Origin of the sequence: Limnohabitans sp. T6-5 (assembly GCF_003063315.1) — a bacterium.
In the GTDB taxonomy this organism is placed as follows: domain Bacteria; phylum Pseudomonadota; class Gammaproteobacteria; order Burkholderiales; family Burkholderiaceae_C; genus Limnohabitans_A.
This window is the reverse complement of the sequence record NZ_NERV01000002.1, coordinates 337,562-351,318: the sequence shown is the minus strand read 5'-3', so window position 1 is coordinate 351,318 and position 13,757 is coordinate 337,562. Positions and strand designations below refer to the sequence as shown.

General features: G+C 60.2%; 12 protein-coding genes. 11 read left to right on the top strand and 1 reads right to left on the bottom strand.

All coding sequences use genetic code 11. The features are described from left to right. Position 1: 1 nt before the first annotated feature. The 10 genes from B9Z51_RS07330 (at position 2) to B9Z51_RS07285 (ending at position 10,672) form a co-directional block, all read left to right on the top strand. On the top strand, positions 2-697 hold the full coding sequence (locus B9Z51_RS07330; RefSeq protein WP_108373275.1) for an ABC transporter ATP-binding protein: 696 nt from the start codon (positions 2-4) through the stop codon (positions 695-697). Positions 698-818: 121 nt separating this feature from the next. After that, on the top strand, positions 819-2,930 hold the full coding sequence (locus B9Z51_RS07325; RefSeq protein WP_108373273.1) for a 3-hydroxyacyl-CoA dehydrogenase NAD-binding domain-containing protein: 2,112 nt from the start codon (positions 819-821) through the stop codon (positions 2,928-2,930). A 165-nt stretch (positions 2,931-3,095) separates the two neighbouring features. Next, complete coding sequence (locus B9Z51_RS07320; protein ID WP_108322659.1) at positions 3,096-4,271, top strand: acetyl-CoA C-acyltransferase; 1,176 nt, start codon at positions 3,096-3,098, stop codon at positions 4,269-4,271. 96 nt (positions 4,272-4,367) lie between these two features. Continuing rightward, on the top strand, positions 4,368-6,209 hold the full coding sequence (locus B9Z51_RS07315) for an acyl-CoA dehydrogenase (RefSeq protein ID WP_108373271.1): 1,842 nt from the start codon (positions 4,368-4,370) through the stop codon (positions 6,207-6,209). After that, positions 6,209-6,514, top strand: a complete 306-nt coding sequence (locus B9Z51_RS07310; RefSeq protein WP_108322657.1) for a Dabb family protein — start codon at positions 6,209-6,211, stop codon at positions 6,512-6,514. Before B9Z51_RS07315 ends, B9Z51_RS07310 begins: the two co-directional genes overlap by 1 nt. Positions 6,515-6,526: 12 nt before the next feature. Next, a complete protein-coding gene (locus tag B9Z51_RS07305) occupies positions 6,527-7,318 on the top strand; it encodes an SDR family oxidoreductase (protein ID WP_108373269.1) in 792 nt (263 codons plus the stop codon). Between the two features lie 17 nt (positions 7,319-7,335). Then, positions 7,336-7,758: a PaaI family thioesterase gene (locus tag B9Z51_RS07300; RefSeq protein WP_108373267.1), complete on the top strand. Its 423-nt coding sequence runs from the start codon at positions 7,336-7,338 to the stop codon at positions 7,756-7,758. A 36-nt stretch (positions 7,759-7,794) separates the two neighbouring features. Further along, on the top strand, positions 7,795-8,811 hold the full coding sequence (locus tag B9Z51_RS07295; protein ID WP_108373265.1) for an NADP-dependent oxidoreductase: 1,017 nt from the start codon (positions 7,795-7,797) through the stop codon (positions 8,809-8,811). A gap of 11 nt (positions 8,812-8,822) precedes the next feature. Beyond that, complete coding sequence (locus B9Z51_RS07290) at positions 8,823-9,758, top strand: glutathione S-transferase family protein (RefSeq protein WP_108373263.1); 936 nt, start codon at positions 8,823-8,825, stop codon at positions 9,756-9,758. Next, positions 9,755-10,672 carry an SDR family oxidoreductase gene (locus B9Z51_RS07285; protein WP_108373261.1) on the top strand — a complete coding sequence of 306 codons (918 nt, stop codon included), beginning with the start codon at positions 9,755-9,757 and terminating at the stop codon, positions 10,670-10,672. The genes B9Z51_RS07290 and B9Z51_RS07285 overlap by 4 nt, the downstream gene beginning before the upstream one ends. An 18-nt stretch (positions 10,673-10,690) precedes the next feature. Here B9Z51_RS07285 and B9Z51_RS07280 read toward each other — a convergent pair whose 3' ends face one another. Continuing rightward, positions 10,691-11,017 (bottom strand): hypothetical protein, encoded by a 327-nt coding sequence (locus B9Z51_RS07280; RefSeq protein WP_233254874.1) that lies wholly within the window; start codon positions 11,015-11,017, stop codon positions 10,691-10,693. Between the two features lie 336 nt (positions 11,018-11,353). On the opposite strand from B9Z51_RS07280, the gene B9Z51_RS07275 reads away from it, so the two are divergent. Continuing rightward, positions 11,354-13,729, top strand: a complete 2,376-nt coding sequence (locus tag B9Z51_RS07275) for a Tex family protein (RefSeq protein ID WP_108373257.1) — start codon at positions 11,354-11,356, stop codon at positions 13,727-13,729. Positions 13,730-13,757 lie beyond the last annotated feature (28 nt).

The window sequence follows — 13,757 nt, the reverse complement described above, 5'->3', positions numbered from 1 at the left end:
CATGCTCAAAGTTGAAAATCTTCACGCCTATTACGGCAAAAGCCATGTGCTGCATGGTGTGAGCTTTGGCGTGGGCCAAGGCGAGATCGTGGCTTTGCTCGGCCGCAACGGCTCCGGCCGCTCCACCACGGCCAAGGCCATCATGGGCCTGGTGGACTGCCAAGGCCTGATTGACTGGCGGGGCCAGCCGATTCAGGGGAAAAAAGCCTACGAAGTGGCGCACTTGGGGATTGGCTATGTGCCGGAGAACCGCGACATCTTCCCCAAATTGACGGTGTCGCAAAACCTGCAACTGGGGCAGAAATCGGGGGCCAAAAACAGCCGCTGGTCGTTCGATGACATGTACGCCATGTTTCCGCGCCTCAAAGAGCGTGAGCACACCGAGGCAGGGGTTTTGTCGGGCGGCGAACAGCAAATGCTCACCCTGTGCCGCACACTGATGGGCGACCCGGACTTGATCATCATCGATGAGCCCACGGAAGGTCTGGCCCCCAAGATCGTTGAACTGGTGGGCCAATACCTGCAACAGCTCAAAAGCCGTGGCATTTCGGTGTTGCTGATCGAGCAAAAACTGACGATCGCCATGAACATTTCAGATCGGACATTGGTCATGGGTCACGGCAGCATCGTGTTTGAAGGCACGCCCGATGACTTGCGGCAAAACACCTACATCCGCAAGGAATGGCTGGAAGTCTGAAATCGGTCCCGGTTGAGACAGCATCTCTGCGTTTTTGGCCATTGAGCCACTACAATCACAGCAAAATAGAACGACCGTTCTTTTTTATTCGCAGTTTTATTTCACGCAAAGGAACGCCAGCATGACAGCTGAATACAAAGTCCACGGTGATGTCGCGGTCATCACCCTGATGAACCCGCCCGTCAATGGTCTGGGTCTTTCCACCCGCATCGGCATCACCGATGGTCTGGAAAAAGCCAACAACGACGCGGCCGTCAAGGCAATTGTCATCACCGGTGGTGGCAAAGCCTTCTCGGGCGGCGCGGACATCCGTGAATTTGGGTCGCCCAAGGCGGTCCAGGAACCCAATTTGCTGAGCGTGATCCGCGCTTGCGAAAACTCGGGCAAACCCGTGGTCGCCGCTATCCACTCGGTCGCCATGGGCGGTGGTTTGGAATTGGCCCTGGGCTGCCACTACCGCATCGCAGCGCCTGGCGCCAGCATTGCGCTGCCTGAAGTCAAGCTGGGCCTGATCCCCGGAGCAGGCGGCACGCAGCGTCTGCCCCGCGTGATCGGTGTCGAAGCGGCGCTCAACATGATCGTCAGCGGCGAAGCCATCAAGAGCGAAATGCTGGCCATGTTGCCCGGTCAAAAGCTGTTTGATGTGATGGCCAAGTCAGCCGAATCATTGGCTGAAGAAGCTTTGGCCTTGGCGCGCAAAGTGGCCGCAACGCATGCCGATGGCACGCCACTGCCGCTGGTCAAAAACCTGCCTTGCAAGCACCCCCAAGGCGATGCGTACTTCCAGTTCACACGCAACATGGTCAAGGGCATGGCCAAAAACCTGCCTGCACCAGCCAAATGCGTGGACGCGGTTGAAGCCGCCACCAAGAAGAAATTTGACGACGGCATGGTCGTTGAGCGTGACATCTTCATGAACCTGATGCTGACGCCTGAAAGTCGTGCACTGCGCCACATTTTCATCGCCGACCGTGCAGCATCCAAGATCCCTGACGTGCCCGAAGACACACCCAAGCGCGAGATCAAGTCGATCGCCGTGATTGGTGCGGGCACCATGGGCGGCGGTATCTCGATGAACTTCCTGAACGCGGGCATTCCGGTCAAGATGCTGGAAATGAAACAAGACGCGCTGGACCGTGGCGTGGCCACCATCCGCAAGAACTACGAAGCGCAAGTCAAAAAGGGCAAGCTCAAGCAAGAGAAATACGACGAGCGCATGGCGCTTTTGTCCACCACGCTGAGCTACGACGACATCGGCCAGGCTGACCTGGTGATCGAAGCCGTGTTTGAAGAAATGGGCGTGAAAGAAGCCGTCTTCAAGAAGCTCGATGAAGTGATGAAGCCCGGCGCCATCCTGGCCTCCAACACGTCGACGCTTGACGTTAACAAGATTGCCTCTTTCACCAAGCGCCCACAAGACGTGGTCGGCATGCACTTCTTCAGCCCCGCCAACGTGATGAAGCTGCTCGAAGTCGTGCGCGGTGCACAAACCGGCAAAGACGTGCTGGCCACCGTGATGGCCATTGGCAAAAAGATCAAGAAAACTTCGGTGGTCTCGGGCGTGTGCGATGGTTTCATCGGCAACCGCATGATCGAGCAATACAGCCGCCAGGCTGGCTTCCTGATCGAAGAAGGTTGCACACCCGCTCAGGTGGACAAAGCCGTCGAGAAGTTTGGTTTTGCCATGGGCCCCTTCCGCATGGGCGACTTGGCCGGCAACGACATCGGCTGGGCCATTCGCAAGCGCCGCTACACCGAAAAGCCCAATCTCAAGTACAGCAAAACCGCTGACTTGTTGTGCGAAATGGGCCGTTACGGTCAGAAGACCGGCGCAGGCTGGTACGACTACCAGGCTGGCAAGCGCGACGCGATCCCCAGCGCCGTGGTGGTCGAGATGATCGAAAAGCACCGCGCCGACATGGGCATCACCGCACGCAAGATTTCGGACGACGAAATCGTGCAACGCCTGGTGTTCTCGCTGGTCAACGAAGCCGCCCACATTCTGGAAGAAGGCATTGCCAGCAAGGCCAGCGACATCGACATGGTCTACATCACCGGTTACGGCTTCCCGTTCTGGCGCGGTGGCCCCATGAACTACGCCGACACGATTGGCCTGTTCAACGTCGCCGAAGCCATGAAGCGCTTTGCGAAAAATCCGCACGACGACGCCCAGTTCTGGCAACCCGCGCCTTTGTTGGCACGTTTGGTGGCCGAAGGCAAGACATTCAACTGACTTGGGGTTGAGCGTTCTGCGTTGGGCGTTGAGCGTGAAAAGACTGGGAACAACTGTTCACCGCTCATCGCTCCATGCACATAACCAGACGCTCATCCACATCCCCCAACGCTGAACGCTGAACGCTGAACGCTCAACGCTCAACGCCATAAACAAGGATTCAAAATGACCAATGCAGTGATCGTATCTACCGCCCGTACCCCTCTGGCCAAGAGCTGGAAGGGCGCTTTCAACATGACCCACGGCGCAACTCTCGGCGGTCACGCCGTGCAGCACGCTGTGGCCCGCGCGGGCATTGACGCCGCCGAAGTCGAAGACGTGATCATGGGTTGCGCCACGCCCGAAGGTGCCACCGGTGCCAACATCGCCCGCCAAGTCGCCCTGAAGGCCGGTTTGCCGATTTCGGTGTCGGGCATGACCGTGAACCGCTTTTGCTCGTCGGGCCTGCAAACCATTGCTTTGGCGGCGCAACGCATCATCGCGGGCGAAGGCCAGGTGTATGTGGCCGGTGGCGTGGAAAGCATTTCTTGCGTGCAGCAAGAAATGAACACCCACATGCTGCAAGACTTGGCCTTGGCCAAGATGAAGCCCGAGATCTACTGGAACATGCTGCAAACCGCCGAGCAAGTGGCCAAGCGCTACAAGATCGGCCGTGACGTGATGGATGCCTACGGTGCGGCCAGCCAGCAAAAAGCCTGCGCTGCGCAAGCTGCTGGCTTGTTCAACGACGAAATCGCGCCCATCACCGTGACGCAAGGCGTGATTGACAAGGTCATGGGCATGACCACAAAGCAAGTCACTGTGAGCGTGGACGAAGGTCTGCGCGAAGGCACCACCGTGGAAGCCATCAGCGGCTTGCGCTCGGCTTTGCCCGGTGGTTTGGTCACAGCGGGCAACGCCAGCCAGTTTTCGGACGGCGCAGGCGCATGCGTGCTGATGGACGAAAAGCTGGCCGAACAACGCGGTTTGAAGCCCCTGGGCCGTTTCCTCGGTTTTGCTGTGGCCGGTTGCGAGCCTGACGAAATGGGCATCGGCCCCGTGTATGCCGTGCCCAAAGCGCTGGCGCGTTTGGGCCTCACCGTCAATGACATCGACCTGTGGGAACTGAACGAAGCGTTTGCGGTGCAGGTGCTGTATTGCCGCGACAAGCTGGGCATCCCGGCCGATCGTCTGAACGTCAACGGTGGCGCGATCGCAGTGGGTCACCCCTACGGCGTGTCGGGCCAGCGCCTCACGGGCCACGCCCTGATCGAGGGCAAGCGCCGTGGCGCCAAGCGCGTGGCGGTGACCATGTGCATCGGCGGTGGCATGGGCGCTTGCGGCATTTTTGAAGTGCTGTGATGCCCGTGGCTGTTGACGCCTGATCAACACCAAGGCGGTCGGTTTGCAGCTGACCGCCTTTTTCTTTGTCTGTTTTTTGAACCGGGATGATGCGACATGAGCCTGCGCCCCACCGTTGATTTTTTGCTGCACGACTGGCTGAAGGTCGAAAGCTTGCAAAGCCGCGAGCGTTTTACCGACCACTCGCGTGAAACCTTTGACGCCGTGCTCGACACCTGCGAGCGCATTGCCCGCGAGAAGTACGCGCCTTTTAACCGACTGGTCGACACGCAAGAGCCGCACTTTGATGGCGAAAAAGTCATCTTGCCGCAAGCCACACACGACGCCTACAAGGCCTATGCCGAGTCGGGCATGCTCAGCGCCGCGCAAGATTACGAGTTTGGCGGCATGCAATTGCCCTACACCGTGGAGGCAGCGGCCAATGCGTTTTTCGCCATGGCTTCGGTCAGCATCGGCTCGGGCATGCTGACCAGCGGCAATGCCAATTTGCTGATGGTGCACGGCACCGATCTGCAAAAGCAGGTGTTTGCGGCCAACGAATTCAATGGCCGCTTTTCGGGCACCATGTGCCTGAGTGAGCCGCAAGCGGGCTCGTCGCTCAGTGACGTGACGACCCGTGCCACGCCCGATGGCGCTGACTTTGAAGCTGACGCTTTGGGGGCGCGTTACCGCCTCAAAGGCAACAAGATGTGGATTTCCTCGGGCGAGCACGAACTCTCCGAGAACATCATCCATTTGGTGCTGGCCAAGATCCCGGATGCGAATGGCCAACTGGTGCCGGGCGTCAAAGGCATTTCACTGTTCATCGTGCCCAAGAAGCTGGTGGGCACAGACGGCCAACTCACCGGCGAGCGCAATGACGTGGCGCTGGCGGGGCTGAACCACAAGTGCGGCTGGCGCGGCACGACCAACACGCTGCTGAACTTTGGCGAGGGCAAGTACCCGGTGCGAGGCGATTCAGGCGGGGGCTTGGACGGCGCCGGAAGCGGTGCCGTGGGCTACTTGGTCGGCCAACCCGGCGGAGGTCTGCGCTGCATGTTCCACATGATGAATGAAGCCCGCATTGGCGTGGGCATGGCCGCCACCATGCTGGGCATGGCCGGTTACTACGCCAGCCTCGATTACGCCAAGAACCGCCCTCAAGGCCGACCCAGCGGGGCAGGGGGCAAAGACGCCAGCCGCCCGCAGGTGCGCATCATCGAACACGCCGACATCAAACGCATGTTGCTGGCCCAAAAAGCCTACAGCGAAGGCGCACTGGCGCTGGCCCTGTACAGCGCCCGCCTGGTGGACGAACAGCACACCGGCACGGCCGAAAACGCCGATGTGGCGCGCCTGCTGCTCGAAGTGCTGACGCCCATCGTCAAGAGTTTCCCCAGCGAATGGTGCCTGGAAGCCAACAGCTTGGCCATACAGATCCACGGCGGCTACGGCTACACCCGCGACTTTCCGGTGGAGCAATATTGGCGCGACAACCGCCTGAACATGATCCACGAGGGCACGCACGGCATCCAGGCCATGGACCTCTTGGGCCGCAAGGTGTTGATGGAAAACGGCCGGGGCCTGCAACTGTTGGCGGAGCGCATGCTGTCTACCGCGAACAAGGCGCAAGCCAGCTGGGGTCCTGAAGCCGCAGCTTTGCGTGACGCGCTCAAGCAAATCGGCCAAGCCACCCAGCAAGCCTGGGACGGCGCAGAACCTGCTCAGGCGCTGGCCAATGCAGTTCCGTATTTGCAGGCCTTTGGCCACACGGTCATCGCCTGGATCTGGCTCGATGTGGCGGCAAGCCTGGACGGCCATGACACCCCCGCAGCGCAGGGCCGCCGCGCGGCCTGCCGTTACTTCTTCCGTTATGAATTGCCCAAGATTGGGGCCTGGCTGAACGTGGTCAGCAGCCGCGACCCGACTTGCGCCGAACTGCCCGAGGAGGCTTTCTGATGATCCGACACATCGTGATGTGGAACCTGCACGAGCAGGCCGAAGGGGCGGACAAGGCCACCAATCTGGAAAAAGCCAAGGCTTTGTTGCTGTCATGCGCTCAGGTGGTGCCCGGTATCCGTACTTTTGAAGTCGCCACCGCCACACCGGGCATGGACTGCACGAATGATTTGGTGCTCCACATGCTGCTCGATGACGCGCAGGTGCTAGCGGCCTACCAGAATCACCCGCAACATGTGGCCATCAAACCCTTCATGAAAGCGGTCGTCAAAGAACGTCGCTGCATGGATTTCAACGTCGAATAAAAGGAGCCTGACATGGCACGCACTGTTCAACAACTTTTTGACTTGACCGGCCAGGTGGCCTTGGTCACCGGTGGCTCACGCGGCCTGGGCCTGCAAATGGCCCATGCCTTGGGCGAGGCGGGCGCCAAGATCATGCTCAGCTCACGCAAAGCCGCCGATCTCGAAGATGCCGCTGCCGAGCTGCAAGCCGCGGGCATCGACGCCCGCTGGATTGCTGCTGACTGCGCCAAAGAAGAAGACCTCCGCCGCCTGGCGGCCGAAACCGTGGAGCGCATGGGGCCCATCGACATCCTGATCAACAACGCGGGTGCCTCTTGGGGGGCACCGGCCGAAGACCACCCGGTCGAGGCCTGGGACAAGGTGATGAACCTGAATGTGCGTGGCTATTTCATCCTTTCGCAAGAGGTGGCCAAGCTCAGCATGATTCCCCGTGGCAAGGGCCGCATCCTGAACGTGGCCTCCATCGCCGGTCTGGCGGGCAACCCGTTGGAGATGAAGACCATCGCCTACAACACCTCCAAAGGCGCGGTGATCAACTTCACCCGGGCGCTGGCAGGCGAGTGGGGCGAGCACGGCATCACCGTCAACGCGATTTGCCCCGGCTTTTTCCCCAGCAAGATGACTTATGGCCTGCTGGAAAAAATCGGTGCTGACAACATGGCCAAAGGCGCACCGCTGCGCCGCTTGGGCGACGACGAAGACCTCAAGGGCCTGACCTTGCTCTACGCTTCGGACGCAGGCAAACACATCACCGGCCAATGGATGGCGGTGGACGGTGGCGTCAGCGCCATCATTGGCGGCTGAAGCGAAAGGCCTGGCGCATGAGCATTCCTTTTGGTGCACACATCCCATTTGTCGAACATCTGGGCATCACGCTCGAGGCATTTGACGATGGCGAGTCCGTGTTGCATTTCCCTGTCAAGCCGGAGCACCTCAATTCTTTTGACGTGACCCATGGGGGCGCGGTCATGACATTCATGGATGTGGTCATGGCCGCCGCCGCTCGCAGCGTCGACAAACTCAAAGGCGTGGTCACGATCGAGATGAAGACCAGTTTCATGCGCGGCGCGGCCATCCAGCCCGGACAACACCTGACCGGCCATGGCCGTTTGCTGCACCGCACGCGTCAACTGGCATTCACCGAAGGCCGCATTCTGGACGCGCAAGGCCAGCTTTGTGCCCACGCAACCGCCACTTTCAAATACGTTGAAAGAACCTCGCGTGCTGAACCGGCCACCGATTGACCCCTCTTTTTCATCAATTCAACTGGAGACTTACCCATGACCCTCAACCACCAAATCGTGCTCGACAACCGCCCCCAGGGCGAAGCCACTGTGGCCAACTTCAAACTGGTTGAATCCGACATTCCGGCCTTGCAAGATGGCCAAGTGCTGGTCAAGCACCACTTCATGAGCCTGGACCCTTACATGCGCGGCCGCATGAACGAGAGCAAGAGCTACGCCGTGCCACAACCCCTGGGCGAAGTCATGATCGGCGGCACAGTGGGCGAAGTGGTGGACAGCCAGCACCCCAAGTTCAAAGCCGGTGACCAAGTGGTCGGCATGGGCGGCTGGCAAGAGTACAGCGTGGTCGATGCCAATGTTTTGGGCGCACTGCGCAAGGTTGACACCACCCATGTCCCTCTGTCGCACTACCTGGGCGCAGTGGGCATGCCAGGCGTGACCGCTTGGTACGGCTTGGTCAAGATCATCAATCCCAAAGCAGGCGAAACGGTGACCGTGAGCGCCGCCAGTGGCGCGGTGGGCAGTGCCTATGGTGCCCTGGCCAAAGCCCGTGGCTGCCGTGTGGTGGGCATTGCCGGTGGCAAGGACAAGTGCGACTACGTGGTCAAGGAGCTGGGCTTTGACGCCTGCATCGACTACAAAGAGCACAAGGACTACATCAGCCTGTCCAAGGCGCTGCGCGAAGCTTGCCCCAACGGCATCGACGGTCATTTTGAAAACGTGGGTGGCATGGTGCTTGACGCTGTGATGCTGCGCACCAACGCCTTCGCACGCATCGCGGTGTGCGGCATGATCGCCGGCTACGACGGCGCGCCGCTGCCCATGGCCAACCCGGCTTTGATTCTGATCAACCGCATGAAGATCGAAGGCTTCATCGTCAGCGAGCACATGGAAGTTTGGCCTGAGGCTCTTCAAGAGCTGGGCACCTTGGTCGGCACCGGCAAGCTGCGCCCCCGCGAAACGGTCGCGCAAGGCCTGGCGGCTGCGCCTGAGGCTTTCCTCGGTCTGCTCAAAGGCAAGAACTTCGGCAAGCAGCTGGTCAAGCTGATCTGAGGCCAGGCCCCATGTCCGATCTGATCCTGCACCACTACCCGACCTCGCCGTTTGCCGAAAAAATCCGGCTGATTTTGGGCCACAAGCAACTGGCCTGGAAGAGCGTGTTCATCCCGATGATCATGCCCAAGCCCGACTTGACGGCGCTCACAGGCGGTTACCGCAAAACCCCGGTGCTGCAGATCGGCGCAGACATTTACTGCGACACCGCGCTGATTTGCGACGTGCTGGAGCACCTTGCGCCCACGCCCACGATCTACCCCGAAGCCGTGAAAGGCGCGGCGCGCATCGTGGCGCAGTGGGCCGACAGCGCCTTGTTCACGGCGTCCATGGCCTACAACTTCCAGCCTGCGGGTGTGGCGCAAGTCTTTGCGGGCGCACCCGCTGAGGGCGTGCAGGCTTTTGTGGCCGACCGCGCCGCCATGCGCAGTGGTGCAGCGCGCATGTCGTCCACCGATGCATCCGCCACCTACAAAAGCTACCTGCGCCGCATGGCCAACATGCTGCACGGGCAAGACTTTTTGTTCGGCGCCCAGCCTTGCGTGGCCGACTTTGCGGCTTACCACCCGCTGTGGTTCACGCTAGAGCGCACGCCAGCTTTGGCGGGCATTCTGGACGCCACACCCGAAGTCAAAAGCTGGATGGCCCGCATGAAAGCCATTGGCCACGGCACGCCCGGCAAATGCAGCGCCGAAGAAGCCTTGGAAACCGCCCGCAGTTCAACGCCGACCGCTGTGCAAGGCGAGGTCTTCCAGGACGAGCACGGCATCGCGCTGGGCAGCGCCGTGGTGATCGCCGCCGACAACTTTGGACTGGAGCCGACCGAGGGCGAGCTGATCGCCGCCACCCGCACCCGTTACACCTTGCGCCGCACAGATGACCGTGCGGGCACCGTCCACGTTCATTTCCCGCGTGTCGGGTTCACATTGAAAAAGGTTTCCTCATGATCGAGAACTTCAAAGGCAAAACCGCTGTCTTGACCGGAGCTGGTTCAGGCTTTGGTCTGGAATGCGCCCGCATCGGGGCCAAACTGGGCATGAACTTGGTGCTGGTGGACGTGCAGCAAGACGCCCTGGACAAGGCCGAAGCCGAAATGACCTCCCAAGGCGCACAGGTGTTGGCCCGGAAGGTGGATGTGTCGAACGCTCAGGCCATGGAGCAACTGGCCGCCGACGTCAAAGCCCGCTTTGGTGCACCACACTTCGTGTTCAACAACGCGGGCGTGGGGGCAGGGGGCTTGGTTTGGGAAAACTCAGTCGCCGACTGGGAATGGGTGCTGGGCGTCAACCTCTGGGGCGTGGTGCACGGCGTTCGCCTGTTCACCCCCATGATGCTCGAAGCCGCCAAGGCCGATGCGGCTTATCAGGGCCACATCGTCAACACCGCCAGCATGGCCGGTTTGTTGACCCCACCGAATATGGGCATCTACAACGTGAGCAAACACGCCGTGGTGTCACTGACCGAAACGCTTTATCAAGACCTGCACCTGGTGTCGGACCAGATCAGCGCGAGCGTGCTGTGCCCTTATTTTGTGGCCACGGGCATCAGCCACAGCGAACGCAACAGGCCTTCAACACTGGCGGCGGACAAGCCCACGGCCAGCCAGTTGATCGGTCAGGCCCAAACCGACAAAGCGGTCGGCAGCGGCAAAGTGTCGGCCGCCGATGTGGCGCAAAAGGTGTTTGATGCGGTCGCGGGAGACCAGTTTTATATTTACAGCCACCCGCATGCCTTGGGCAATGTGCAAAGCCGCATGGAAGCGATTGTTCAGGGCACCAACCCGCCCGACCCGTTTGCGGCACGCCCCGAAGTGGGTGTAGGTTTGAAAAAGGCCTTGCGCGAAAGTTTCGCTCAGCCCTGAGGACGCAGGCCCTTGGCCTCAGCGGTGGAAGTGCCCCTCAAAGCAGTGGCGCACTTCATGCCCCAACACGGCATGCGAGACCTTGTGGCTGGTGATGACCGTGCATTCTTTGCCGGGCACATACCAGATGGCGCATGCCATGGGCGGGGTCGTGAACGCCAATTCACGGCCCGGCTGCAAGGAGCGTACACGCATGCTCTTTGCACAAAATTCAGCCGCATCCTCACGCACATCCCATTTGATCGTGACCGAATTCATGATCCGCTGTTCGGCCGTCAGTGGGGTGAAGGTGGGGTGTGCGGCATGATCACCTTCTTCAACAGACAGGGTGTGACATGCACTCAAGCAAAGGACTGACAACAAAAGCGCAGCCATCCTGAATCCTTGCAGGATTTGATGGCGTCCATTTTTCTGAATTTTCATTTTTTATGACCTCTCTTGCGGTTTTTGTCAAAACCGACATTTGTCACTATTATTTGTTAATTCAATCTGATTGTCAATCTTGTCAATTTGTGTTTTTAAGAAATCTTAGGGTTAATTAAAGGCTACTTTATAGTCAATTAACGAAATATTTGCAAAATAAATTTAAGAAATAAGGTCTTCTTAATCGACTTCTTTCATCCAAGCAATGGCTTGCCTTGTGGCAAACTCGCCCGCCTTTGCGAACATTTATTCAGCGACATGCAAAAAATCCTGGCCCAACTGGCCTCAGAAATCAAAATCCGTCCCGACCAGGTCCGCACCGCCGTGGAGTTGCTGGACGGTGGCGCCACCGTCCCCTTCATCGCGCGTTACCGCAAAGAGGTGACCGATGGGCTGGACGACATCCAGCTGCGCGAGCTGGAGTCGCGTTTGGGCTATCTGCGCGAGCTGGAAGATCGCCGCGCCGCCGTGATCAAAAGCATCACCGAGCAGGGCAAGATGACGCCCGAATTGCTGGCCGCCATCGACGCCGCGCCCACCAAACAAGAGCTTGAAGACCTGTATTTGCCCTTCAAGCCCAAGCGCCGCACCAAGGGCATGATTGCCCGCGAAGCCGGACTGGAGCCGCTGGCCGACAAGCTGTTTGCTGACCCCTCGCTCGACCCGCACGCCGAAGCACAAACCTTTGTGCTGGCCGCAGGCGCTATTGAAGGCGCTGACTTCACGACCACCGCCGCCGTGCTGGACGGCGTGCGCGATTTGCTCTCCGAGCGCTGGGCCGAAGACGCTTCATTGGTGCAGGCACTGCGTGAATGGCTGTGGAACGAAGGCCTGTTCAAAAGCAAGCTGTCCGACGGCAAGGACGAAAACAACGCCGACGTGTCCAAATTCCGCGATTACTTTGATTACGACGAGCCGATTGGCCGTGTGCCTTCGCACCGCGCTTTAGCCGTGTTCCGTGGCCGTGCTTTGGAAATGTTGGACGCCAAACTGGTGCTCCCAGTCGAACCTGAGCCGGGCAAGCCCAGCATCGCTGAAGGCAAGATCGCCATGCACCTGGGCTGGAGCCACGCGGCTCGCCCCAGCGACGACTTGATCCGCAAATGCGTGGCCTGGACCTGGCGCGTCAAGCTCAGCCTGTCCACCGAGCGTGACCTGTTTGCCCGTCTGCGCGAAGAGGCCGAAAAAGTCGCCATCAAGGTCTTCAGTGACAACCTGCGCGACCTGCTGCTGGCCGCACCTGCAGGCCCCCGTGTGGTCATGGGCCTGGACCCAGGCATCCGCACAGGCGTGAAGGTGGCCGTAGTGGACGCCACCGGCAAGCTGGTCGACACCTCCACGGTGTACCCGCACGAGCCGCGCAAGGACTGGGAAGGTTCGCTCTTCACCCTCGCCAAGCTGTGCGAAAAGCACAACGTCAACCTGATCGCCATTGGCAACGGCACCGCCAGCCGCGAGACCGACAAGCTGGCGGGTGACCTGATCAAGCAGCTGGCCCGCTTGCAGGGTGGGATTAGGGAGGGCGTCGAGGTCCAGAAGGTGGTGGTGAGTGAAGCGGGCGCGTCGGTGTATTCGGCCAGCGAATTCGCCAGCCAAGAAATGCCCGATGTGGACGTGAGCCTGCGCGGCGCGGCATCCATTGCCCGCCGCCTGCAAGACCCGCTGTCTGAGCTGGTCAAGATCGACCCCAAAGCCATTGGCGTGGGCCAGTACCAGCACGACGTGAACCAAAGCGAGCTGGCCAAAACGCTGGACGCGGTGGTGGAAGACTGCGTGAACTCGGTGGGCGTGGACCTGAACACCGCCAGCGTGCCTTTGCTCACCCGCGTGTCGGGCCTGTCGGGCAGCGTGGCCAAGGCCGTGGTGCGTTGGCGTGATGCGAACGGCGTGTTCAAGACCCGGCAAGACCTGCTCAAAGTCACCGGCCTCGGGGCCAAAACCTTCGAGCAAAGCGCAGGCTTTTTGCGCATTCGTGGCGGCGACAACCCGCTGGACATGACGGGCGTGCACCCCGAAACCTACCCGGTGGTCGAGCAGATCATTGTCAAAACCGCCAAGCCCATTCAAGAGATCATGGGACGCAGCGATGTGCTCAAAACTCTGCGCCCCGAGCTATTCGCCAACGACAAGTTCGGTGCCATCACCATCAAGGACATCCTGGGCGAGCTGGAAAAACCTGGCCGCGACCCGCGCCCCGACTTCAAGGTGGCCCGCCTGGCCGATGGGGTGGAAGACATCAAGGACCTGAAAGAAGGCATGACCTTGGAGGGCACCGTGAGCAACGTGGCCCAGTTCGGCGCGTTCATCGACTTGGGCGTGCACCAGGACGGCCTGGTGCATGTGAGCCAGCTGGCCAACAAGTTCGTGAGCGACGCCCGAGAGGTGGTCAAGACCGGCGACATCGTCAAAGTGAAGGTGCTCGAAGTCGATGTGGCCCGCAAGCGCATCAGCCTGACCATGAAGCTCGACGCTGCGCCCGCCCGCCGCGATGGCCCAAGAGACAACAAGTTTGAAGGGGCAGGGCGGGACAACCGTCAGCGCGGCGGCGGTGGTGGTTACACCTCGCCCCCCGCAGCCGGTTCGGGCTCGGCCATGGCCAGTGCCTTTGCCAAATTACAAACCCTGAAAAAATAAGCCCTCCCTTGCAGGAGCCAGCCCTGCT